This is a genomic window from Parvibaculum sp., from assembly GCF_030694575.1.
Classification (GTDB): domain Bacteria; phylum Pseudomonadota; class Alphaproteobacteria; order Parvibaculales; family Parvibaculaceae; genus Parvibaculum.
In genome coordinates, this window is the sequence record NZ_JAUYUS010000134.1 from 32,260 (window position 1) to 54,790 (window position 22,531).

The 22,531-nt window shown below is 63.0% G+C and carries 26 protein-coding genes; 22 read left to right on the forward strand and 4 right to left on the reverse strand.

Going from position 1 to position 22,531, the window contains the following annotated elements; genetic code table 11:
- The first annotated feature begins 149 nt into the window (after nucleotides 1–149).
- The gene (locus Q8S60_RS18545) at nucleotides 150–668 is read left to right on the forward strand and encodes a flavin reductase family protein (RefSeq protein WP_305278101.1); all 519 of its coding nucleotides are present in this window, start codon (nucleotides 150–152) and stop codon (nucleotides 666–668) included.
- 7 nt (nucleotides 669–675) lie between these two features.
- Here the strand turns inward: Q8S60_RS18545 and Q8S60_RS18550 are convergent, their stop codons facing one another.
- Nucleotides 676–1,185 carry a MarR family winged helix-turn-helix transcriptional regulator gene (locus tag Q8S60_RS18550; protein ID WP_305278099.1) on the reverse strand — a complete coding sequence of 170 codons (510 nt, stop codon included), beginning with the start codon at nucleotides 1,183–1,185 and terminating at the stop codon, nucleotides 676–678.
- Between the two features lie 267 nt (nucleotides 1,186–1,452).
- Here Q8S60_RS18550 and Q8S60_RS18555 point away from each other — a divergent pair, with 267 nt between their 5' ends.
- From Q8S60_RS18555 to Q8S60_RS18585, 7 genes are all read left to right on the forward strand, one after another.
- On the forward strand, nucleotides 1,453–2,235 hold the full coding sequence (locus Q8S60_RS18555) for a MotA/TolQ/ExbB proton channel family protein (protein ID WP_305278097.1): 783 nt from the start codon (nucleotides 1,453–1,455) through the stop codon (nucleotides 2,233–2,235).
- 51 nt (nucleotides 2,236–2,286) lie between these two features.
- Nucleotides 2,287–2,664 carry a biopolymer transporter ExbD gene (locus tag Q8S60_RS18560; protein WP_305668773.1) on the forward strand — a complete coding sequence of 126 codons (378 nt, stop codon included), beginning with the start codon at nucleotides 2,287–2,289 and terminating at the stop codon, nucleotides 2,662–2,664.
- Nucleotides 2,661–3,065 carry a biopolymer transporter ExbD gene (locus Q8S60_RS18565; RefSeq protein ID WP_305278092.1) on the forward strand — a complete coding sequence of 135 codons (405 nt, stop codon included), beginning with the start codon at nucleotides 2,661–2,663 and terminating at the stop codon, nucleotides 3,063–3,065. Before Q8S60_RS18560 ends, Q8S60_RS18565 begins: the two co-directional genes overlap by 4 nt.
- Nucleotides 3,062–3,916: a hypothetical protein gene (locus Q8S60_RS18570; RefSeq protein WP_305278090.1), complete on the forward strand. Its 855-nt coding sequence runs from the start codon at nucleotides 3,062–3,064 to the stop codon at nucleotides 3,914–3,916. The genes Q8S60_RS18565 and Q8S60_RS18570 overlap by 4 nt, the downstream gene beginning before the upstream one ends.
- A 124-nt stretch (nucleotides 3,917–4,040) precedes the next feature.
- Nucleotides 4,041–4,910, forward strand: coding sequence for an NAD(P)-dependent oxidoreductase (locus tag Q8S60_RS18575; RefSeq protein ID WP_305278088.1), 870 nt, complete (start codon nucleotides 4,041–4,043; stop codon nucleotides 4,908–4,910).
- Nucleotides 4,907–6,055: a type III PLP-dependent enzyme gene (locus Q8S60_RS18580; protein ID WP_305278086.1), complete on the forward strand. Its 1,149-nt coding sequence runs from the start codon at nucleotides 4,907–4,909 to the stop codon at nucleotides 6,053–6,055. The genes Q8S60_RS18575 and Q8S60_RS18580 overlap by 4 nt, the downstream gene beginning before the upstream one ends.
- A 102-nt stretch (nucleotides 6,056–6,157) precedes the next feature.
- Entirely contained in the window at nucleotides 6,158–6,616 is a 459-nt protein-coding gene (locus tag Q8S60_RS18585; protein WP_305278084.1) for a TetR/AcrR family transcriptional regulator, read from the forward strand.
- Here Q8S60_RS18585 and hemB read toward each other — a convergent pair.
- Nucleotides 6,606–7,613 (reverse strand): porphobilinogen synthase, encoded by a 1,008-nt coding sequence (gene hemB, locus Q8S60_RS18590; protein ID WP_305278082.1) that lies wholly within the window; start codon nucleotides 7,611–7,613, stop codon nucleotides 6,606–6,608. The genes Q8S60_RS18585 and hemB overlap by 11 nt on opposite strands.
- Nucleotides 7,614–7,781: 168 nt before the next feature.
- Here hemB and Q8S60_RS18595 point away from each other — a divergent pair, with 168 nt between their 5' ends.
- The 4 genes from Q8S60_RS18595 to ldtR all read left to right on the forward strand — a co-directional run bounded on the left by Q8S60_RS18595 (nucleotide 7,782) and on the right by ldtR (nucleotide 11,520).
- Complete coding sequence (locus Q8S60_RS18595) at nucleotides 7,782–8,921, forward strand: isobutyryl-CoA dehydrogenase (RefSeq protein WP_305278081.1); 1,140 nt, start codon at nucleotides 7,782–7,784, stop codon at nucleotides 8,919–8,921.
- 1 nt (nucleotide 8,922) lies between these two features.
- Nucleotides 8,923–9,963 carry an enoyl-CoA hydratase/isomerase family protein gene (locus Q8S60_RS18600; RefSeq protein WP_305278079.1) on the forward strand — a complete coding sequence of 347 codons (1,041 nt, stop codon included), beginning with the start codon at nucleotides 8,923–8,925 and terminating at the stop codon, nucleotides 9,961–9,963.
- A gap of 20 nt (nucleotides 9,964–9,983) precedes the next feature.
- The gene (mmsB, locus tag Q8S60_RS18605; RefSeq protein ID WP_305278078.1) at nucleotides 9,984–10,874 is read left to right on the forward strand and encodes a 3-hydroxyisobutyrate dehydrogenase; all 891 of its coding nucleotides are present in this window, start codon (nucleotides 9,984–9,986) and stop codon (nucleotides 10,872–10,874) included.
- Between the two features lie 139 nt (nucleotides 10,875–11,013).
- The gene (gene ldtR, locus Q8S60_RS18610; protein WP_370867309.1) at nucleotides 11,014–11,520 is read left to right on the forward strand and encodes a transcriptional regulator LdtR; all 507 of its coding nucleotides are present in this window, start codon (nucleotides 11,014–11,016) and stop codon (nucleotides 11,518–11,520) included.
- A 21-nt stretch (nucleotides 11,521–11,541) separates the two neighbouring features.
- On the opposite strand, the gene Q8S60_RS18615 is transcribed toward ldtR, so the two are convergent.
- Nucleotides 11,542–12,336 (reverse strand): DUF1295 domain-containing protein, encoded by a 795-nt coding sequence (locus tag Q8S60_RS18615; RefSeq protein ID WP_305278076.1) that lies wholly within the window; start codon nucleotides 12,334–12,336, stop codon nucleotides 11,542–11,544.
- Between the two features lie 259 nt (nucleotides 12,337–12,595).
- Here Q8S60_RS18615 and Q8S60_RS18620 point away from each other — a divergent pair, with 259 nt between their 5' ends.
- The 4 genes from Q8S60_RS18620 to Q8S60_RS18990 all read left to right on the forward strand — a co-directional run bounded on the left by Q8S60_RS18620 (nucleotide 12,596) and on the right by Q8S60_RS18990 (nucleotide 16,270).
- Nucleotides 12,596–13,816 (forward strand): murein L,D-transpeptidase, encoded by a 1,221-nt coding sequence (locus tag Q8S60_RS18620; RefSeq protein ID WP_305278075.1) that lies wholly within the window; start codon nucleotides 12,596–12,598, stop codon nucleotides 13,814–13,816.
- A 29-nt stretch (nucleotides 13,817–13,845) separates the two neighbouring features.
- Nucleotides 13,846–14,622, forward strand: coding sequence for a glycerophosphodiester phosphodiesterase (locus tag Q8S60_RS18625; RefSeq protein WP_305278073.1), 777 nt, complete (start codon nucleotides 13,846–13,848; stop codon nucleotides 14,620–14,622).
- Nucleotides 14,623–14,772: 150 nt separating this feature from the next.
- Nucleotides 14,773–15,984 (forward strand): 5-aminolevulinate synthase, encoded by a 1,212-nt coding sequence (gene hemA / locus Q8S60_RS18630; RefSeq protein WP_371134400.1) that lies wholly within the window; start codon nucleotides 14,773–14,775, stop codon nucleotides 15,982–15,984.
- A complete protein-coding gene (locus Q8S60_RS18990) occupies nucleotides 15,974–16,270 on the forward strand; it encodes a serine hydroxymethyltransferase (RefSeq protein ID WP_370867297.1) in 297 nt (98 codons plus the stop codon). Before hemA ends, Q8S60_RS18990 begins: the two co-directional genes overlap by 11 nt.
- Nucleotides 16,271–16,288: 18 nt before the next feature.
- Here the strand turns inward: Q8S60_RS18990 and Q8S60_RS18640 are convergent, their stop codons facing one another.
- Nucleotides 16,289–16,735, reverse strand: coding sequence for a MucR family transcriptional regulator (locus tag Q8S60_RS18640; protein ID WP_305278069.1), 447 nt, complete (start codon nucleotides 16,733–16,735; stop codon nucleotides 16,289–16,291).
- 523 nt (nucleotides 16,736–17,258) lie between these two features.
- Between Q8S60_RS18640 and glyA the strand changes: the two genes are divergently transcribed.
- Genes glyA through ribH form a run of 6 tightly spaced genes read left to right on the forward strand, consistent with a single transcriptional unit; the run spans nucleotide 17,259 to nucleotide 22,522 of the window.
- Complete coding sequence (gene glyA / locus Q8S60_RS18645) at nucleotides 17,259–18,575, forward strand: serine hydroxymethyltransferase (RefSeq protein ID WP_305278068.1); 1,317 nt, start codon at nucleotides 17,259–17,261, stop codon at nucleotides 18,573–18,575.
- Between the two features lie 46 nt (nucleotides 18,576–18,621).
- The gene (nrdR, locus tag Q8S60_RS18650) at nucleotides 18,622–19,110 is read left to right on the forward strand and encodes a transcriptional regulator NrdR (protein ID WP_012111832.1); all 489 of its coding nucleotides are present in this window, start codon (nucleotides 18,622–18,624) and stop codon (nucleotides 19,108–19,110) included.
- A 54-nt stretch (nucleotides 19,111–19,164) separates the two neighbouring features.
- Nucleotides 19,165–20,283 carry a bifunctional diaminohydroxyphosphoribosylaminopyrimidine deaminase/5-amino-6-(5-phosphoribosylamino)uracil reductase RibD gene (gene ribD, locus Q8S60_RS18655; protein ID WP_305278063.1) on the forward strand — a complete coding sequence of 373 codons (1,119 nt, stop codon included), beginning with the start codon at nucleotides 19,165–19,167 and terminating at the stop codon, nucleotides 20,281–20,283.
- 6 nt (nucleotides 20,284–20,289) lie between these two features.
- Nucleotides 20,290–20,916 carry a riboflavin synthase gene (locus Q8S60_RS18660; protein WP_305278061.1) on the forward strand — a complete coding sequence of 209 codons (627 nt, stop codon included), beginning with the start codon at nucleotides 20,290–20,292 and terminating at the stop codon, nucleotides 20,914–20,916.
- A gap of 5 nt (nucleotides 20,917–20,921) precedes the next feature.
- Nucleotides 20,922–22,070 (forward strand): 3,4-dihydroxy-2-butanone-4-phosphate synthase, encoded by a 1,149-nt coding sequence (gene ribB / locus Q8S60_RS18665; RefSeq protein ID WP_305278059.1) that lies wholly within the window; start codon nucleotides 20,922–20,924, stop codon nucleotides 22,068–22,070.
- Entirely contained in the window at nucleotides 22,067–22,522 is a 456-nt protein-coding gene (ribH, locus tag Q8S60_RS18670; protein ID WP_305278057.1) for a 6,7-dimethyl-8-ribityllumazine synthase, read from the forward strand. Before ribB ends, ribH begins: the two co-directional genes overlap by 4 nt.
- The last annotated feature ends 9 nt before the right edge of the window (nucleotides 22,523–22,531 follow it).

Sequence of the window (22,531 nt, forward strand, 5' to 3'; positions counted from 1 at the left end):
CGATGGGTTTGCGGGGATGCGAGGTTGCGCCGCCACGACCGGCTGGCTTAAACCGGCACTCTGGACGTTAACGACCCGTTGACGACAGATGACCGGCGGCGGGGGCCGGAAGACGACGGAACCCTCATCCCGATGGAGCGAAGCGTTCGATGACGACAGGCGAAAAGACGGTGGAGACCGGTGGCGAGCACGACGTGCGCAAGTTTCGCAACGCGCTCGGCTGGTTCACGACCGGCGTCGCCGTCATCACGACGCGGGTGGGCGGCGAGGCGCCGATCGGCATCACGGTCAATTCCTTCTCGTCGGTTTCGCTCGATCCGCCACTGGTGCTCTGGTGCCTCGACAAGAAGTCCGACACGCTCGATGTGTTCGAGAGGGCGACGCATTTCACGGTCAACGTGTTGCGCGAGGAACATCAGGACGTGTCGTCCCGGCTGGCCCGGAAAGGCGACCACAGCCTTGCCGGAATGGACGTGAGGGAAGGGGAGAGCGGATGCCCGGCGCTTGTCCAGGCGCTTGCCCATTTCGAGTGCGAGGTCGAGGCGCGCCACGATGCGGGCGACCATGTCATCATGGTCGGGCGTGTGGTGAAGTTCGATTATGTCGAGGAAGGGCGGCCGCTGCTCTATCATCGCGGCGCCTATCAGATACTGCCGCCCGTCATCTGACCGCGCGCTACCTGTCGCGACGGGGAGAGGTTCCGCCTTCGCGCGCGTCGAGCGCTTCCAGATTTTCGCGCATCTTATCCATCGATCTCAGCATGGCGAGGTAGTCTTCCTCGGCGATGCCGTCGACGGCTGCCTGGTGAATGGCGGCGTAGTGATTGCGCGCGATATGCTTGTTGGCGTGCAGCAGCGGCGTCAGGTAGATGCATTTTGCGCGACCGTCGGTCGGGTGCGTGCGGCGTTCGACGAGGCCCAGCGCTTCCAGTTCGCCGACATAGATGCCGATGGAGACCTTGTGAATGCTGAGGACGTGCGCAAGCTCCGTCTGGGTCTGGCCGTCCTCGTCGAGGAGCGCTATCACGATGCGGGTCTGGTTGCGCGTGAGTCCGGTGCGGCGGTCGTAGATCGTCGCGAGCATCGTACCCAGCTCGTTGATCGCCCTGACGAATCGCTCCGGCAGGAAAGGATCGTCGTCGTTCATTTCCGCGACATGCGCGGCACCGTTTTTATTTTGTGTCATGCCCCAGCCGACCTCTATTGAGTCACACGCGACGACAGAGATGCGTGCAGATTGAGGGTATCGGCGCCGCGACGCGACGCAAAAAATTCACGACGCCGGAAAAAATGATGCCTCCCCGGCAGCCGAACCGCTTGACGCGCGGGCGCGGCGGTGTTTTCGTAAAGAAAATTTACTAAAAAGACGCTTGCCGGTCCACCTGCAAAAAAGACCGTAAAAGTGCGACAAAAAAGCGTTGGGGTAGCGTAGCCGGTCGGGAGGACCAAGCTTATGCCGGAACAAAATACCGTTGACGCGGCCAGCGAGGCCGCGAACGGCGCCGTAACCAATGGTGCCGCAGGCGGCGATGCGATGAATAACGCAGCCGACATCATTGCCCAGTCGGGCGGGGGCGACACGTGGTATTCGCTGGGCTCGCTGCTCGACAAGGGCGGCCCGATCGTGGCGATCCTGCTGGTGCTGTCCATCATCTCGGCGGCGATCATCCTGCTCAAGATTTTCCAGTTCTGGTCGGCGGGGCTTTCCAAGCGGAGCTTCGTGGAGCCGGCGCTCGACAAGATCGAAGCCGGCGATCTTGCCGGATCGCTCGATGTGCTGAAAAAACAGAAAACACCACTGGCACGCGCCATGGCGGCGGGCGTGCGCGCCAAGATGCGCGGCGACCTGCGCGACGAGGATGTGGCGTCCGAAATCGTCCGTGTCGGCACGATGGAAATCGGCGCGTTGCAGCGGTATCTCCGCTGGCTCGAAGTCATCGGCAATATTTCGCCGCTGCTCGGCCTGCTCGGCACCGTGATCGGCATGATCAACGCCTTCCAGAGCCTCGAGGAGGCGGGTACGCAAGTGGACCCGGCGCTGCTTTCGGGCGGCATCTGGGTGGCGCTTCTGACGACGGCCGTCGGTCTCATCGTCGCGCTGCCGGCCATCACCGCGCTCAACCTGCTCGAAGGCAAGATCGACCAGGTGCGCCTGTCGATGCGCGATGCCTCGGCCCGTGTGATCGCGGCGCTGCATGCGCGGCAAGGACCCGTGCAGTCGAAGGCGGCACAGTAGCCTCGCAAGGGAGCCAAGCCCATGTTCGAGGAACCCGTCCGACGCAGAGGGATGGCCAGTCTGACGCCGCTTATCGACGTGGTGTTCCTGCTGCTCATCTTTTTCATGCTGACGACATCGTTCATGCAGACGCAATCGCTGTCGGTGGTGACGCCGGCACCGAGCGCGGACGAACTGCCGACGGATGCGCGCGTCGTCGAAATATGGCTGATGGGCGATGGCACGCTGAGGCTTGACGGCAAGCCCGTGGAGCGGACGGCGCTGACGGCGTCTCTCCGCGAAGCCATCGGCGAGCGCAAGGACATGACCGTGACGATCCTCGCGGAAAAGGGGTCGCGCACGCAGGCGCTGGTGGCGGCTGTCGAGGCGGCGCGGCAATCCGGTGCGAAGGCGGTCGGTACGGCGCGGGTGGAGAAAATCAAGCCATGATCGAATTCGACCAGGATCCGCCCCGGCGGCAATTCGAGACGCTGATTCCGCTCATCAACGTGGTGTTCCTGCTGCTGATCTTCTTTCTGCTGGCAGGCACCATGTCGCCGCCGGACCCCGTTGCGGTTTCGCTGCCGCAGGGCGAGCTCAACGACCGCGAGCGCGACCTGCCAGCGACGCTCGTCATGGAGGCGGACGGATTCGTATGGCTCGGCGACCGGGTGATGGATGCGAAGATTTCGGGGCACATGGTCGAAAAATATCTGAAAGAGCAGGGGACAAAGCGCGTCGCCATCAAAGCGGACCAGGATGCGCCCGCAGAGGCTCTGCTTCTCCTGATGGAGGGGCTGCGCGAAGCCGGCGTGGAGCAGGTGACGATCCTGACGGAGCGCGGGCGATGACGATGACGGCGACCATGCCACGGAGGGCGGGGGCCGAGATGGAAGGGCGCGAATTCAAGCTGCGCAACTTCCTGATCGCATCCGTGCTGCTGCATTCATTGCTCTTTCTGTCGCTGCTGCTGACCTTTGGCGGGATATTCGGCGGACCGGGACCGGGCGGCGGCGAGGCCGTGACGTTCCAGCTCGCCGCGGGATCGGCAAACGATCGCTATGCGGCGCCGCCCGAACCCGTGCAGAAGCCGGAGCCGCCAAAGCCCGAACCGGTGAAGCCGCCGGAGCCGAAGAAGGAAACGGTGGTCCGCAAGGACGCCAAGCCGATACCGCCGCCCGAAGTGATACCGGAGCCGGCGCCTGACGCGTCGCAGCCCGCGGCAAATGCCGGCGGCGGCATACCGAGCGGCACGAGCAGCGGCGCGGGAGGCGACGCGGCGGAGACCATTCTCAACAAGAAAGGCGACTCGCTGAACGCCGGACAAATCCGCACGCAGATGGTGGGCAAGACGTTTCATCTGGAGATGGGGCGGATCGAGATGGAGGGCGGCAACCGGCTCATCAACACGATCATCAAACTGCATCCGAACGGCACGACGGATATCGAGCTGATCCAGTATTTCTTCCAGACCTATCACCGTGCCAGTTCGTCCACGCGAAGCCGGCGCGGCGACGGCACCTGGTGGATCGAGGGCAACCGCTGGTGCCACAGGTCGGAGGAAATCCAGTACAACACGCGCGACTGCTACGACATGACGAAGGAAGGCAATGTCGTGCGGCTCTATTACGGGCCCTGCACGGCGGAATCCTCGCAGCTCTGCAAGACGGGCCGTATCGCCGCCGAAGGCGAGATCCGCTAGGTATTTCCCGACGTCCCTTCCGAACCGTTTCGACGGCGCCGCGTTTACAGCGTGGCGCCGCTTCTTTGCGCTTTGGCGGCCAAGCCTGTTAGATAGGCCAAACGACAAGCGCGAGGAGGCAAGCGTGAGCAAGGTCGCATTTATCGGGCTGGGCGTTATGGGATACCCGATGGCGGGTCACCTCAGAAAGGCCGGGCACGAGGTTACCGTCTACAACAGGACGGGCGCGAAAGCGGAACGCTGGGTTGCGGAACATGGCGGCGCGGCGGCGCCGACACCGGCGCTGGCGGCGGGGAGCGCGGAGATCGTGTTTGCCTGTGTCGGCAATGACGACGATCTGCGCGAGGTGACGGCGGGCGCGGACGGCGCTTTCTCGAACATGGCGCAGGGTACCATCTTCGTCGACCACACGACGGCGTCCGCCGCCGTGGCACGTGAGCTTTATGGAGAGGCGAAAGCGCGCGGCATCTCGTTCATCGATGCGCCGGTTTCCGGCGGACAGGCGGGTGCCGAGAACGGCGTGCTGACGGTGATGGCGGGCGGCGACGAAGCGGCTTTCGCGAAGGCGGAACGGGCGATTTCGGCTTATGCGCGGATGGCGAAGCTGCTTGGGCCGTCGGGCGCGGGGCAGCTCACCAAGATGGTGAACCAGATCTGCATCGCCGGTCTCGTCGAGGGGTTGGCGGAAGGGTTGCACTTCGCAAAGAAGGCGGGGCTCGACGCCGCGGCCGTCATCGAAACGATTTCCAAGGGCGCGGCGCAGAGCTGGCAGATGGAAAACCGTTACAAGACGATGATAGAGGGGAAGTTCGATTTCGGCTTCGCGGTCGACTGGATGCGCAAGGACCTTGCGATCTGCCTCGACGAGGCGCGCCGGAACGGAGCGCATCTGCCGGTGACGGCGGTTGTCGACCAGTTTTACTCGGAGGTGCAGGCGATGGGCGGAAGGCGCTGGGATACGTCGAGCCTGATTGCGCGACTGGACAAGGCATGACGAGCGCGGCGCGGCAATTGCGGTTCGCTTCGGTCGGCGACGTCATCCGCCGGCTCGATCCGTCCTATCCGGTATTCTGCATTTTCCCGGACGTGATGAAGGCGAGGACGCGGACATTCATCGACGGCTTTCCCGGCACGGTGCTTTATGCGACGAAATGCAATCCGCATCCTTTCGTCCTGAAGGCATTGTCGGAGGCGGGCGTCTCGCATTTCGATACCGCGTCGATTTCGGAAATCGCGAAGGTGACGGAGCTGCTGCCGGAAGCGCATTGCTATTTCAACCATCCGGTGAAGGGGCGTGGTGCGCTGGAGGCGGCGGCGGATGTCTATGGCATCACCGATTATGTGGTCGACCACCGGGACGAACTCGACAAGGTGATCGCGATCGCGGGTACGGACATCACGATCGAAGTGCGGATCGCGACGCCGAAGGGCAAGGCGGTCTACGACCTTTCCGCCAAGTTCGGCGCGCCGCCCGACGAGGCCGTGGCGCTGCTGAAGGAAGCGAACAGGCGCGGGTGCCGGACGGCGATCGCATTTCATGTCGGCAGCCAGTGCCTCGACCCGGACGCTTTCCGCATTGCCATGGAGATGGCGATGAAGGTGGCGGAGGAGGCGGGCGTGACGCTCGAATATCTCGACGTCGGCGGCGGCTTCCCCGCGATCTACAAGGCGAACGTGCCGCCGCTGCAGAGCTATTTCGACAAGATCGCGGAGGCGAAGGAGCGGCTCGGGATCGAGGTGCCGCTGTTCGCGGAGCCGGGGCGGGCACTGGTGGCGGAGGCCTGCTCGGTGCTGACGCAGGTGCATCTGCGGAAGGGCGAGGACCTCTACATCAATGACGGCATCTATGGCTGTCTTTCTGAAATCCGGGACGGCGACCTCGATCCGCCGGTGCGGGCGCTGACGAAGGAGGGGGAGGTCGAGGGAGAGTTGCGGCCTTTCCGCATCTTCGGGCCGACCTGCGACAGCCTCGACGTGCTGAAGCTGCCTTTCTATCTTCCGGAAAATATCCGGGAGGGGGACTGGATCGAGTTTGGCTTCATGGGGGCCTATTCCATCGGGATGCAGACCGGTTTTAACGGGTTCATCACCGATACCATCGTGCGCATCGACGGGACGCACGAGGAATTCACTTTTTAACCAAAACTACATACTCCGTTCACGGACCGTTCTCCAATTAAGCTTGACAGTGATGTTAACATCGATAACATGTAAATTATCGAGACAAAGCGGGAACGAAAATTGCGAACGCGTCTCAGAGGACAGAAAACGGCCTATCACCACGGCGACCTTCGCCGCGGGCTGATGGATGCCGCGATGACGCTGATCGACATTCGCGGGCGCCATGCGCTGACGATGCGGGAAGCGGCGCGGCGCGCGGGCGTTTCGGAGGCGGCACCCTACCGGCACTTCGCCAATCTCGACGAACTGCTGGGGGCGGTCGCGCTCGAGGGCTACGAGATGTTGATCGGCGATCTCGAAGCCGTCGGCAGCACGAAGGCGGTGAAGGAGGCCTACCTCGCCTTCGCCCGGGATTTTCCCGGCCGTTACGAGCTGATGTATGGACGGCTCGGCGACCGGAAATCGGCGACGCGGCGCAAGCGGCTGGCGGCCGAGGTGGCGGAGCTGACGGAACGGGCGGGCGGGCTTGCCGCGCTTCACGGCGAGGCATCGCTCGCGCAGGCGGGGCTTACGCCTTGAGGAGCTTCGCCGCGTCGAGCGCGAAATAGGTGAGGACGCCGTCGGCGCCGGCACGCTTGAAGGCCATGAGGCTTTCGAGGATCACGCGGTCGCGGTCGAACCAGCCGCGCTCGATGGCGCCGGCGATCATCGAATATTCGCCGGATACCTGATAGGCGAAAGTCGGCATGCCGAACTCGGCCTTCACGCGGGACACGATGTCGAGATAGGGCAGGCCCGGCTTCACCATGACCATGTCGGCACCTTCGGCAATGTCGAGAGCGACTTCGCGGAGCGCCTCGTCGCCATTTGCCGGGTCCATCTGGTAGGTGCGCTTGTCGCCCTTGAGGGCGCCTGTCGAGCCGATGGCGTCGCGGAAGGGACCGTAGAAGGCGGAGGCGTATTTCGCGGCGTAGGCCATGATCTGCGTGTTCGTGTGGCCCGCCGCTTCGAGGGCGGTGCGGATCGCGGCGACGCGGCCGTCCATCATGTCCGAAGGCGCGATGATGTCGCAGCCTGCTTCCACCTGGACGAGGGCCTGGGCGACCAGCGCTTCGAGCGTTTCGTCGTTCAGGATGACGTCGCCGGACATGAGCCCGTCATGGCCGTGGCTCGTGTAGGGATCGAGCGCGACGTCGCAGAGGACGCCGATATTCGGCACCGCCGCCTTTATGGCGCGGGTGGCGCGGCAGACGAGATTGTCCGGGTCGGTGGCGAGCGAGCCGACCGCATCGCGCTTGCCGGCGGGCGTGAAGGGGAAGAGCGCAATGACGGGAATGCCGAGCGCGGCGGCTTCCTCGGCGGCGCTGACGGCTTCGTCGACGCTCCGGCGGTGGACGCCCGGCATGGTGGACACGGGTTCGCGCACGCCCTTGCCCTCGGTCAGGAAAAGCGGCCAGAGAAGGTCGTTCACCGAAAGGGTGTTTTCCGCGACGAGGCGCCGCGACCAGTCGACCTTGCGGTTGCGGCGCATGCGGATGGCGGGGAAGGCGGGGGCGGGGTGGTTCTTTTCTGTCATTCGCAACTCATAGCGCCAAGGCAGAGCCGGTGCAATGCGGCGGGACGGCCGGGGAGCATGTGTTCCGCAGCGTAAGGCGGGCGCTTCGTTGACAGGGTCGAGGGGGGCCAGTATCACCGCTCAGAAGCCGGTTCCGAAGGTCCGGCGGCTATCCGGGAGGACAAAAACATGCGCTTCGAGCTCACCGAAGAGCAGCAGGCATTCCAGGACGTGGCGCGGAATTTTGCCGCGGACGAACTGGCGCCGCACGCGGCCGACTGGGACCGCGACGCTTTTTTTCCGGTGGAGACGATGCGCAAGGCGGCGGCGCTCGGCTTTGCCGGGATTTACGTGCGTGAGGATGTTGGCGGCTCGGCGCTGACGCGGCTCGATGCGGCGCTGATCTTCGAGGCGCTTTCGGAGGGCTGTACGTCGACGGCGGCGTTCATGTCCATCCACAATATGGCGTCATGGATGATCGATCGCTTCGGCAGCGAAGAGCAGCGGCAGAAGTGGTTGCCGCGCCTCACGCCGATGGACCTGATTGCGAGTTACTGCCTGACGGAGCCCTCCAGCGGATCGGACGCGGCGGCCTTGAAAACCAGGGCGGTGCGCGACGGCGACCATTATGTGCTGAACGGCTCCAAGGCTTTCATCTCCGGCGCGGGCACGTCCGACATCTATGTGTGCATGGTGCGGACGGGCGAGGCAGGAGCCAAGGGCGTTTCCTGCATTGTCGTCGAGAAGGGAACGCCGGGCGTTTCCTTCGGTGCGCCGGAACGCAAGATGGGCTGGAACAGCCAGCCGACGGCGCTGGTGATTTTCGAGGATGCGCGCGTGCCGGTCGCCAACCGGATCGGCGAAGAGGGCGAAGGCTTCAAGATCGCGATGATGGGGCTCGATGGCGGGCGGCTCAATATCGGCGCGTGTTCGCTCGGGACGGCGCGGGCGGCGCTGAAGCGGGCGAAAGACTATCTCGGTGAACGCGAGCAATTCGGGAAGAAGCTCGCCCAGTTTCAGGCGTTGCAGTTCAAGCTCGCCGATATGGCGACGGAGCTCGAAGCGGCGCGGCTGATGATTATGCAGGCGGCGACAAAGGTCGATGCGAAGGCGCCGGACGCGACGATGCACGCCGCGATGGCGAAGCGGTTCGCGACGGATGTGGGCTTCAACGTCATCAACGAGGCGCTGCAGATTCACGGCGGCTACGGGTATCTCAAGGATTTTCCGCTGGAGCGGCATTTGCGCGATGCGCGGGTGCATCAGATTCTCGAGGGGACGAACGAGATCATGCGCGTCATCATCGCGCGGGAACTACTGAAGAGCTGACATGAGCGAAGAACCGGAAGTCCTGTTTGAGCGGCGCGGCGCGGCGGGCATCATCACGCTCAACCGGCCGAAGGCGCTCAACGCGCTGACGCTCGGCATGGTGCGCGCGATTCATCCGAAACTCGCCGAATGGGCGGATGACGGCCATGTGCAGTGCGTCGTCATCGAGGCGGCGGGCGAGAAAGCATTCTGCGCGGGCGGCGACATTCGCGCGCTTTACGATTGGGGGCAGGCGGGGGATCCGACCGCACTCGATTTCTGGCGCGAGGAATACCGGCTCAACCGTTTCATCAAGCATTATCCGAAGCCTTACGTGGCGCTGATGGACGGGATCAACATGGGCGGCGGCGTCGGGCTTTCGGTGCATGGTTCGCACCGGGTGGCGACCGAGAGGCTTACATTCGCGATGCCGGAAACGGGGATCGGTCTCTTTCCGGATGTGGGCGGCACCTATTTTCTGCCGCGCTGTCCCGGCGAGACCGGACTCTATCTCGGCCTTACCGGCGCGCGGATCAAGGCGGCGGATGCCGTTTACGCCGGGATTGCAGATGCCTATGTGCCGTCGGCGCGACTCGACACGCTGAAGGACCGGCTGGCGGGCGGCGCGCCGGTGCGTGAGGCATTGAGCGAGGTCGCCGAGGAAGAAGGCGCGGCGCCCCTCGCCGAATTACGTGCCGAGATCGACCGGCATTTCGACAAGACGTCGGTTGCGGACATTCTGGCTTCGCTTCGCGCGGATGGCGGCGAGTGGGCTGCGAAGACGGCGGATACGATCGAGACCAAATCGCCGACGAGCACGCTTGTCGCCTTCCGGCAAATCCGAGAAGGCGCCACGCTCGACTTCGATGAATGCATGAAGCTCGAGTTCCGGCTCATCAACGGCTTCATCAAGGGACATGATTTTTACGAAGGCGTGCGGGCGGTCGTGATCGACAAGGACCAGAGCCCGAAGTGGAAGCCGGCGGCGCTTGCCGGCATGAGCGCGCGCGACGTGGATGGATATTTCGTGCCACTAGGTGCGGACGAGCTGACGTTCAACTGACGCGGCAGAGGGAGGACGACATGGCGAAGATCGGATTTATCGGGCTCGGCAATATGGGCGGGCCGATGGCGAAGAACCTCGCCAAGGCGGGGCACGCGCTGAAAGTATTCGATCTGGCGCCGGCGGCCGTTGCGGCGCTGGTCGAGGCGGGTGCGACCAGGGCGGCGAGCGCGAGCGACGCGGCGCGGGACGTGGAGTTCGTCGTCACGATGCTGCCGGCGGGCGAACATGTGCGCTCGGTCTATCTCGGCGAGGGGGGCCTTATTTCGGTAGCCGACAAGGGTACGGTTTTCATCGACAGTTCGACCATCGACATTCCCTCCGCGCGCGAGACGATCGCGGCGGTGGAAAAGGCGGGGATGATGATGGTCGATGCGCCGGTGTCGGGCGGCGTCGGCGGGGCGGAAGCGGGGACCCTCACCTTCATGGTCGGCGGGACGGCGGAGGCCTTCGGTAAGGCGAAGCCGCTGCTCGACATCATGGGCAAGAACATTTTCCACGCCGGGGCGGCGGGCAACGGTCAGGTTGCCAAAGTCTGCAACAACATGATCCTCGGCATTTCGATGATTGGCGTTTCGGAAGCCTTCGTGCTGGGCGAGAAGCTCGGGCTCGATGCGCAGACGCTGTTCGACATTTCGTCAACGGCGTCCGGCCAGTGCTGGTCGATGACATCCTATTGTCCGGTGCCGGGACCGGTGCCGACATCGCCCGCCAATCGCGACTACAAGCCCGGCTTCACTGCGGCCATGATGCTGAAAGACCTCCGTCTGGCGCAGGATGCGTCCAAAACGGCGCGAACGCCGACGCCGCTCGGCGCGCAGGCGGCGCAGCTCTATGCGCTGATGGAAGCGGCAGGTGAAGAGAACCTTGATTTCTCGGGCGTCATCAAGCTCATCCGCGGTGAAATATAGTTTTAAGCAAGTTTTCTCCGGATTGACGCCGGGGAGGGTCGTTTAAGGCCTCGTTAGGACGGCCGCGCATATGGTGAAGCCGAACGGAACAGAAGTCCCGTTGCGATTTTGTGCGAGTCCAGAGGCCAAACCCATGGGTATGACCAACGTCAAAGCCGAGCCCTTCGTCGAGGATCAGAAGGATCCGAGCCGGAAGGAAGCCTATCTTGAAACTCTCACCTATGTTGAACGTCTCCACAGGCGACTGCTCGATGTCATCAAGGATGAACTCGACCGTACGCGGTGCTCGGAGATCAACAGCGTGCAGGCGCTGCTGCTTTTCAACATCGGCGATTCCGAAATGACCGCCGGCGAGCTCAGGACGAGAGGCCATTATCTGGGCTCGAACGTGTCCTACAATCTGAAGAAGCTCGTCGAGGCCGGCTACATCCACCATCAGCGTTCGCGCTCGGACCGCCGCTCGGTCCGCGTGAAACTGACGGAGAAGGGCCGTGCGATCTGCGCGTCGATCGATGAGGTCTACAACAAGCACTGCACGATGCTTGTCGAGGTGGGCGATATCTCGTCGGAGGAACTGCGTCAGGCGAATGCGACGCTGTTCAAGCTCGAGCGCTTCTGGACCGACCAGATCCGTTACCGTCTCTAGGGTCTCCGCTTGCCGGGGCGACTAACCTTTGCGGCGTGGGGGCAAGGGAATAAAGCCGCTTGTCCGCCGAACATAGTCATCGTAGCCGGGACGGGATTTGCGCAGGCCGCGTTCCAGCAGCGCCTTGCCGGAGACGTTGACCAGGAACCAGGTCATCACGGCCGGGCCTATGGCCGTCCACCAGAGGGCGGGCGAGGAGGCGGCGATGACGAAGAGGCCCCACCAGACGACGGCGTCCCCGAAGTAATTCGGATGGCGCGTCCAAGCCCACAGCCCCTTGTCCATGACCTTGCCGCGATTGGCTGGATCTGCCTTGAAAGCGGCGAGCTGTGCGTCGCCTACCGCCTCGAAGGCGAGGCCGACAAGCACGAGAGTTGTGCCCACCGCGTCCGCGACCGTGAGGCGGGCAGGGGTCTCGGACATGATGCCGAACTGAACCGGCAGCGAGACGATGAACATGATTGCCGCCTGAAGGCCGAAGACGATGTAGAGGCTTTGCCACCAGAAGGCGGGGCCGCGCTTCGCGCGCATGGCGGCATAGCGCCTGTCCTCCGCGGCTTCCCGGCGCCAGCGGAGATAGAGGTGTCCTGCGAGGCGGAAGCCCCAGAGCGCGGTTAGGCCCGCTATCAGCGCGGCGCGCGTGGAATAGCCCGAATCAGCGATCGAGGTGACGGCGGCAATGAGGACGAAGCCGAGGCCCCAGAAGATATCGACGATGCCGGCATCCCGCAGGAGCAGGCTGAGAAGCCAGACCAGGACCATGGCAGCCAGGATGAAACCGGCGTTGAGCACGAGAGTTGCAATTTCACCACTCATAGCCGGACTCTGACCTATTCATGGGCATGCAGCCGGAAAGTTGGGCCTCTATGCGACAGAATTCATGGCAATTTGGGAGTAGGGCGATAGGTTTGCGCATCGATTGTCCCGAAATGGTAAAGCGGGCGGGTGCGTCAATACCGGCGGAGGTGCCAGTTTTGCGATGTGGGGCGGTGTAATAAACGTGTTTACGAAGCCAATCAGATTCCGGTTTTCCCTGCAGGCCCTCTTTGTATGCGGCCTGCTTGCGGGCGGGGCTTTGTCGAGCGAGACCGCCCACGCCGAGGCGACGGCCAATTATGGACAGGACCAGACGCACTGGGTCGACCCATGGCAGGCGCAGGGGGAAGGGGCCGCCACGGACGCGCTGCCGCCCATGCCGCGCTCTACGGTACCCGTCCTCAGCGAGCGGGCGCTGCTGCCGATTACCCACGCCATCGAGAAGTACCGCGAGATAGCCAATAGGGGGGGATGGGGCTATGTCGCTTCCGGCGAACGGCTGGAACTCGGCGTGCGCGACCCGCGGGTGGCGCAAGTGCGCGCGCGCCTGGCGGCGACGAACGACCTGACGGTTCCGGCCCAGGATGCCGAGCTCTACGACGCCAATGTTTACGAAGCGGTGCGCCGGTACCAGATGCGCAACGGGCTGGAGCCCGACGGCATTGTCGGACGGCGGACGATCGCGGCGATGAATGTGCGGGTGCAGACACGCATCCGCCAGCTCGAACTCAATTTGCGCCGGCTTTCGGCCACAGTGCCGAAGCTCGAGGGGCGCTATGTGTTCGTGAATATCGCCGGGCAGGAGGTGGAGGCCGTCAATAATGGCGAGGTCGAATTCCGCGAGCCAGTCATCGTGGGCAAACAGGACAGGCAGACGCCGGAAATCACCAGCCATGTGACGTCGGTTACGTTCAATCCCTATTGGTATGTGCCGAAGTCCATCGCCATGGCCGACATGCTGCCGAAGATCAGGGCGAATCCCGATTATCTGCGGCGGCAGGGCATCCGTGTGCTGCAGGGCTGGGACGCGAATATCCGCGAACTCAATCCGCAGCAGATCGACTGGTCCAACCCGCGCATCAACGAAGCCTATTATTTCCGGCAGGACCCCGGGCCGGGCAACTCGCTAGGCTCGCTGAAGATCAACTTTCCGAACGGCCAAGCGATCTTTCTGCACGACACGCCGACAAAGACGCTGTTCGGAAGACAGGAGCGGAACTTCAGTTCCGGTTGCGTCCGTGTCCAGAATGTACGTGGGCTTGTGACCTGGCTGATGCAGGGCGACAGCGCGGAGTGGGATGAAACGCGAGTGGCGAGATCGGTCGACTCGCGTCAGTACAGGAACGTGTCGCTGACGATGCCGGTGCCTATCTATCTTGTGTATCTGACCGCCTGGGTAACGCCGGAGGGTGTCGTTAACTTCCGCGACGATGTGTATGATCGCGACGGCAGCGTGAATACGAGCGCACTGGAAAACTAAGAAGACCAGGCGGGACGGGCAGGGGGCGAATGAGGCCGGCGAAATTCCCTTATCTCGAACATGACGGCCTTCTGGCCTTCGCGCATCGCGGCGGCGCAGGGGCCTGGCCGGAAAACACGATGCCCGCCTTTCAGGGGGCGGTCGATCTCGGCTATCGCTATATCGAGACGGATGTTCATGCGACGCGCGACGGGGTGCTGCTTGCATTCCACGACGACCGGCTCGACCGGGTGACGGACGGCACCGGCTGCATCGCGGATATGGACTATGACGAGGTGCGGAAGGCGCGGGTGGACGGCAAGGAGCCGATACCGCTGCTGGCCGAACTGCTGAGCGCCTGGCCCGACATCAAGGTCAACATCGATCCCAAGCGCGACAATGCAGCGGAGCCGCTGATCCGGCTGTTGAAAGACATGGATGTGGTCGACCGGGTCTGCGTCACCGCCTTTTCGGGCCGGCGGACGGCGGGTATCCGGGAGGCGGTGGGGCCGAGGCTCTGCACTGGCATGGGGCCGCTTTCAACCGTGAGGTTGCGATTCGGGAGCTGGCTGGGATCGGGCGGGTTTGTCCTCGGCGGCTTCGTCGAGGGTGCCGCTCAAATTCCGATCGAGCAATACGGCATCACGCTGGTGGACCGGCGGCTGGTGGACCGGGCCCACGAACTGGGCCTTCAGGTGCATGTCTGGACCATCGACGACGAGGCGGAAATGCGGCGATTGGTCGATCTGGGCGTGGACGGGCTCATGACGGACGTGCCTGCCCTCCTGAAAACGGTTCTCATCGAAAAAGGGTTGTGGCCGTCATAGCCGGACGGGCCAAGCCTATGTCTTTTCTGCGACAATTCGCGTCTGGCCGGGCTGCGGTCAGGGGATAAGTTGTGCTAAACATGTGAAAGCGATTTGCTCCGCCGTCACGGCGGGGGCGAGGGACGGGAAGCGGTCATGGGCTACGAAGCCATCGACTACAAGCAGAAGCTGGCCGAAGCGTTGCGCGCCGTAAAGGACGAAGGACGCTACCGTGTCTTTACCGACATCGTGCGTCATCGCGGTTCATTTCCGCGCGCGACTTTCCACACGCCCGAAGGCAAGCGCGACATCGTTGTGTGGTGCTCCAACGACTATCTCGGCATGGGGCAGCATCCCGCCGTGATCGAAGCGATGCACCGGGCGATCGACGAGGTGGGGGCGGGCTCCGGCGGTACGCGCAATATCTCGGGCACGACCCATTATCACGTCGAACTCGAACATGAGCTTGCCGACCTTCACCAGAAGGAAGCGGCGCTTCTCTTCACGTCCGGTTATGCGGCGAACGACGCGACGCTATCGACGCTGGCGCGTATCCTGGGCGACTGCGTGATTATTTCGGACGAAATGAATCACGCCTCGATGATCGAAGGCATCAAGCGGGGCCGCGGCCCGAAGCGGCTATGGCGCCACAACGATCTCGCGCATCTGGAAGAACTGCTGAGCGAACTCGATCCGGCGCAACCGAAGATCGTGGCGTTCGAGTCCGTCTATTCGATGGATGGCGACATCGCGCCCATCGAGGCAATCTGCGACCTCGCGCGTAAATACGGCGCGCTGACCTATCTGGACGAAGTGCATGCAGTCGGGCTCTACGGACCGCGCGGCGGCGGCATAGCGGAGCGCGACGGTGTTCTCGACAAGGTGGACATCATCGAAGGTACGCTTGCAAAGGGCTTCGGCGTGATGGGCGGGTACATTGCCGCGTCGGCCGATCTTGTCGATGTGGTGCGCTCCTACGCGCCCGGCTTCATCTTCTCGACTTCGCTCGCACCCGTGCTGGTGGCGGGCGTGCTGGCCGCGGTGCGGCATCTGAAATCGAGCAATGCCGAGCGCGAGCGGCATCAGGAGCGGGCGGCGACATTGCGCCGGATGCTCGCCGATGCCGGGCTGCCGGTGATGGTGTGCGAGAGCCATATCGTGCCGGTGATGGTGGGCGACCCGGTGATCTGCAAGCAGGTGAGCGACGATCTCCTCAAGGATCACTGCATCTATGTTCAGCCGATCAACTATCCCACCGTGCCGCGCGGTACGGAGCGGCTGCGCTTCACGCCTTGCCCCGTGCATACGGACGAGATGATGCGCGATCTCGTGACGGCGCTGGACCAGGTCTGGACGCGCCGCAAGATCAGACGTGCCGCCTGATCGCGGGACGGGGAGCCCCCCGGGGTCGCGGGGGGATGGCGGCGGGGAACGCCGAGAAGTCATTTTCGAATACACGCCGATCGGCGCCAGCGTCAAAGTGACGGCCGTTGATGTCGCGACTGGCCTCGAGGTTTCGGTGGTGGGGCCATCGATTGCTCCGCAAACGGAGCTGGAGCGCGTGGCGATGCGCAAGTTGCGCTACATGCTGGAAAAGCGGGGCGACATCAAAAAAGACGACGGCAAGGGCGATCCGGAGCCGCCATCGGGGGGCGGTATCGTCGTCTAGCGCGGCAGGGGCTTTTACTTATTTCTTCTTGCGTCCACGCGTCGGGGCTGTGCTGACGCGGCCGAGACCGATCTGTTTCGCGAGTTTGGAACGCTGGGCGGCGTAGTTCGGCGCGACCATCGGATAGTCGTGGGGCAGGTTCCAGCGGGCCCGGTATTCTTCCGGCGTAAGGCCGTATTGCGAGCGCAGATAGCGCTTCAGCATTTTGAGTTTTTTTCCGTCCTCGAGGCAGACGATGTAGTCGGCGGTGACGGATTTTTTGACCGGAACGGCTGGCGTCAGGTCGATTTCCTTGGTGTTCACGCCGTGGCCGAGACCGCTAAGTGTCGAATGAACCGTGCGGATCATCCCCGCGATGTCATTGGCCGCAATCGGATTGTTGCTGACATATGCTGCAACTATTTCGGTGGCGAGGCGAAGTATCTCTGTCGTGTCATCGGATGCGGAAGATTTGATCTCATTCATTACGACAACTTGCCCTGCTGGGGGTGACGCCTCGCTTGGCGGGGCTGCAAAAACGTCATCTTCTAGCGCGATATAACTCCTATAATCAAGGATATCAAGATTATCTTCTAGGTTCAGACGTGTCGAAACCTAGAGAAATTGAACTGAATCATTTCGGGTAATGCACGTTAATAATTACTCAACTTAGATTCGGAAGTAAATTGCATGTTTCTAGTCAAGCTTACATGAGGCTCACACAAACTTATCCAATTCGGCCCGATCTGAAGCCTTTGCCGCAGCCGAATACATGCCGACGAACTGGTCATTACAAGTGCACGTCGTCTACCCGACGGTTGGTGGGTGAATTGGCGACCGCAAACGATATGTGGTATCACGCCGGTAATCGAAACCGAGAACCAGCAGGCGCCGCCGCAGCGCAGGCAGGCGTTGCCGGCGAGGTTTTCGCGGGCCAGTTCGGCAGCTCGGCGCGGAACCTTCGCGTTCCATGGGCGCCCGGAGAGTACGAAATAGAGAAGGTAAGTTTATGGCTTTGAGCGATGCCGCCGCCCGGCAGGGCAGTTTTGCCGGCTTTTTCACCGATGGGTTGGCGGAAAGCGACCCCGAGATTCTGAATGCGATCGAGCGCGAACTCGAGCGCCAGCAGACCGAGATCGAGCTGATTGCGTCCGAAAATATCGTGTCCCGCGCCGTTCTGGAGGCGCAGGGCTCGATACTGACAAACAAGTATGCAGAGGGTTACCCCGGCAAGCGGTACTATGGCGGCTGCGAGTTCGTCGACATTGCCGAAGATCTGGCGATTTCCCGCGCGAAGAAACTGTTCGGTTGCACGTTCGCGAATGTACAGCCGAATTCCGGTTCGCAGGCGAACCAGGGTGTGATGATGGCGCTGCTGAAGCCCGGCGACACCATCATGGGCATGAGCCTCGCCGCAGGCGGCCACCTCACGCATGGCGCCGCGCCGAACCAGTCGGGCAAGTGGTTCAATGCCGTGCAGTACGGCGTTCGCCAACAGGATCATCTGATCGACATGGACGAGGTCGCGAGCCTCGCGAAACAGCACAAGCCGAAAATGATCATCGCGGGCGGCTCGGCCTATCCGCGCGTTATCGATTTCAAAGGGTTCCGTGAGATTGCCGACAACGTGGGCGCGCTGTTCATGGTGGACATGGCGCATTTCGCCGGCCTGGTCGCGGGCGGAGCGCATCCGAGCCCGCTCCCTTACGCCGACATCGTGACGACGACGACCCACAAGACGCTGCGGGGCCCGCGGGGCGGCATGATCCTCTCGAATAACGAGGAGATCGGAAAGAAGATCAATTCGGCTATCTTCCCCGGCATTCAGGGCGGGCCGCTGATGCATGTCATCGCCGGCAAGGCCGTTGCCTTCGGTGAGGCGCTCCGGCCCGAGTTCAAGGCTTATGCACAGTCGGTCGTCGACAACGCGCGGACGCTTGCCTCGACGCTTGCCGAGGCGGGACTCGCTATCGTTTCCGGCGGCACCGATACGCATCTGATGCTAGTGGACCTCAGGCCCAAGAAGCTCACCGGCAAGGTGGCGGAAGCGGCGCTCGAACGTGCACACATCACCTGCAACAAGAACGGCATTCCCTTCGATCCCGAGAAGCCGACGATTACCTCAGGCGTGCGTCTTGGAACGCCGGCCGGGACGACGCGCGGCTTCGGTACAGCGGAATTTGCGCAGGTCGGACGCCTCATCACCGAGGTTCTGGACGGGCTCGCGCGGAACGGCGAAGAGAAGAATGCGGATGTCGAGGCGGGCGTGCGCGGCCGCGTCGTCGAATTGTGCCGGCGGTTTCCGATCTATGGCGGACCAAAGTAAAACGACCCGAGGCGGGCTTGGTCAATTCTGAGGGGGCTGACAGCGCATGCGTTGTCCATATTGCGGTAACGAAGATACGCAGGTGAAGGACTCGCGTCCCACCGAAGACAATACGGCGATCCGGCGGCGGCGCTTCTGCACCGCGTGCGGCGGCCGGTTCACGACATTCGAACGGGTGCAGCTCCGTGAGCTGACGATCATCAAAACAAATGGCCGGAGAGTGCCGTTCGACCGCGATAAACTCATGCGTTCCGTGCAAATCGCCATGCGGAAACGCCCTGTTGAGCAGGAACGCATTGAGCGTATGGTGAGCGGCATCGTGAGGCGGCTCGAGAGCATGGGGGAGAGCGAAATCCCGTCCGCCATGATCGGGAAACTGGTCATGGAGGGGTTGAGTTCTCTCGACGCCGTCGCCTATGTCCGCTTTGCGTCCGTCTACAGGAATTTCCGTGAAGCCAAGGACTTCGAGGAGTTTCTGGGCGAACTCAGCGGACCGCTCGGCAGTTCGCTTCGCGACGAAGACGAGGACCGCTGATCCTTTCGGGCCGCCCTGAAGCGGGCCGACGGGGTTCCGCCGACAGGGATGAAGATGGTTCGGCCCTACGACACGCAGTTCATGAAAATGGCACTGGCGCTCGCCGAGCGCGGGTTGGGGCAGGTCGCTCCCAATCCAGCGGTCGGCTGCGTCATCGTGCGCGAGGATGGCGATCGTCCGCGTGTCGTCGGTCGCGGCTGGACGCAGCCAGGCGGTCGGCCGCATGCCGAGACGGAGGCGCTACGACGTGCCGGCGCGCTTGCCAAGGGTGCCACGGCCTATGTGAGTCTCGAGCCCTGCTCGCATCACGGCAAGACCGGACCTTGCGCCGAAGCATTGATCGAAGCCGGGATTCGCCGCGTCGTCGGCGCTCTTGCCGACCCGAACCCGGCTGTCGCGGGACGGGGCTTTGCGCTGCTGCAGGCGAAAGGCATCGACGTCACCGAGAATGTCTGCGCTGCCGACGCCCATTATCTCAACGAAGGATTCTTCCTCGCGATGTCGGAGAAGCGTCCGCTCGTGACGCTCAAGATCGCAAGTTCGCTCGACGGCCGCATCGCCACGCATGACGGCCATAGCCAATGGATCACAGGCGACCGCGCGCGGGAGCGGGGGCAGCTGCTTCGTGCGACCCACGACGCAATCATGGTGGGAAGCGCTACCGCCATTGTCGACGATCCGGAACTTACGTGCCGGCTACCGGGCCTCGGCGACCGCTCTCCCGTTCGCATTGTCGCCGACGGGCGGCTGCGGCTGCCGCTGACATCGAAGCTGGTGCGCGACGCGCGCAAGGTGCCGGTGTGGCTGCTGACGCTTCCCGGCAGTGAGGCGCAGCGGCGCAAGGCATTCGAGGATTGTGGCGTGACGCTGATCGAGGTGGAGGCGGGCGAGAACGGCGTCATGGACATGCGAAATGCGCTTGAGGCAATTGCCGAGCGTGGCATTACCCGACTTCTTGTCGAAGGCGGTTCGCGTCTCGCCGCCTCACTCGTTCTCGCGCGTCTGGTCGACCGCATCGAATGGTTTCGCGCGCCCAAGGTTATCGGCGGCGACGGCTATCCCGCTATCGCCGCGCTCGGTGTCAAGAACCTCGACAATGCGCCGATGTTCGACCTGCGCGAGACGGTAACGCTGGGCGAGGACTCGCTCGCCAGCTACGTGCTTCGGAGCTAGGACCTCATGTTTACCGGGATCATTACGGATGTCGGGCGCATTCGCGCTGTCGAGCGGCGGGGCGATGCGCGGTTCACCATCGGTACGGCTTACGACGCGGAGGGGATCGATCTCGGCGCGTCCATCGCCTGCGCGGGCTGTTGCCTGACGGTCGTCGACAAGGGGCACGACGAAGCGGGCAACTGGTTTGCCGTCGATGTTTCAGCGGAGTCGCTGGCCTGTACGACGCTGGGTACGTGGAGCGAAGGGACAGCGGTCAATCTGGAGCGAGCGCTCAAGGCGGGCGATGAACTGGGCGGCCATATCGTGAGCGGCCATGTGGATGGGGTCGGGCACATCGTCGATATCCGCCCGGACGGCGATTCCATGAGGTTCGCCTTCGAAGCACCGGAGGGCCTTGGCCGCTTCATTGCGCCGAAAGGCTCCGTGACGCTGAACGGCACCTCGCTTACCGTCAATGAAGTCGAAGACCCGAAACCAGGCGGAAATGCCGGCGGCACGCGGTTCGGAATCAATATCATTCCGCATACCCAGGCAGTTACGACCTGGGGGATGGCGAAAGCCGGCGATCCCGTTAATCTTGAAATCGATATGCTGGCCCGGTATGTGGCGCGGCTGGTTCAGAAGGATTGAGACCCGTGTACAAGGAATATCTCTCCCCGATCGAGGACGTCATCGAGGACGCGCGCAACGGCAAGATGTTCATTCTGGTCGACGCCGAAGACCGCGAGAACGAAGGCGATCTCGTCATTCCGGCGCAGATGTGCACGCCGGAAGCCGTGAACTTCATGGCGAAATACGGTCGCGGGCTCATCTGCCTTACGCTGACGAGCGATCGGGCCAAGCAACTCAATCTGCAGCTCATGTCGTCGACCAACCAGTCCCGGCATCAGACGGCGTTCACGGTTTCCATTGAAGCGCGCGAAGGGATTTCGACCGGTATTTCTGCGCACGACCGGGCGCATACCGTTTCAGTTGCCATAGATCCGACCAAGGGAGCGACAGACATCGTCTCTCCCGGTCATGTGTTTCCGCTCGTTGCACGCGATGGCGGCGTCCTCGTTCGCGCGGGGCATACGGAATCGGCGGTCGACATCGCTCGGCTCGCCGGGCTTTATCCGGCCGGCGTCATCTGCGAGATCATGAATGACGACGGGACGATGGCAAGGTTGCCGGACCTCGTGCAGTTCGCGCAGCTTCACGGATTGAAGATCGCGACCATTGCGGACCTGATCGCCTACCGCCGCCGCTACGACAATTTCATTCATCGTGCGATCGAAACCGAACTCGACAGCGATTTCGGCGGTGAATTCAAACTGATGGTCTATCTGAACACAGTGGAATACGCGGAGCATATTGCGCTGGTGAAGGGCGACATTTCGGGCCCCGAGCCCGTGCTGGTGCGTGTTCATGCGATCAATGTTTTCGACGACATTCTGGGGGCGACAGGGCCGCGCTCGGAGGTGCTGAAGGAGTCCATGCGCATCATCGCCGAAGAAGGGCGCGGCGTGGTCGTGCTGATCCGAGATACGACGGCGACGGTTGTTTCCGATATGCTGCTCCGCAAAGGCGAGGGCGGCGAGCAGGGTATGCCCCGGCGGCTCCGCGAATATGGCGTCGGTGCACAGATTTTGCTCGATCTCGGCGTTCATGACATGGTGCTGCTGTCCGATACGGACCGGAGCATCGTGGGGCTCGACGGATACGGACTGAGGATTACCGGGCAGCGCCCGATCACCAATGCCGGCAAGGCGAAAACTTCGCGCGCCAAGGAGACCGCTTCGTGACGACCCAAGCCCATATCCTCATTGTCGAAGCCCGCTTCTATGATGCGCTTGCAGACGAGCTGGCAACCGGTGCAGTCGCTGCCCTGGAGGCGCGCGGGGCAACGTGGCAGCGTGCGTCGGTTCCCGGTGTGTTGGAGATTCCGGCGGCGATCAAATTTGCGCTCGACGCGATGGCGCATGGCGGTTTCACGAAGGCGTTCGATGGATTTGTTGCGTTAGGATGCGTTATTCGCGGCGAGACGACGCATTACGACATCGTGTCGAACGAGTCCGCACGGGCGCTGATGGACCTGGCGGTGGACCGTTCGCTGGCGCTGGGCAACGGCATCCAGACGGTCGAGAACGAGGCGCAGGCATGGGCCCGCGCCAAGGTGAGCGAGAAGAACAAAGGTGGCGGTGCCGCCAATGCCTGTCTCGATATGATCGAACTCAAGCGCAGCTTTGGCGGCTAGAGGCGATCG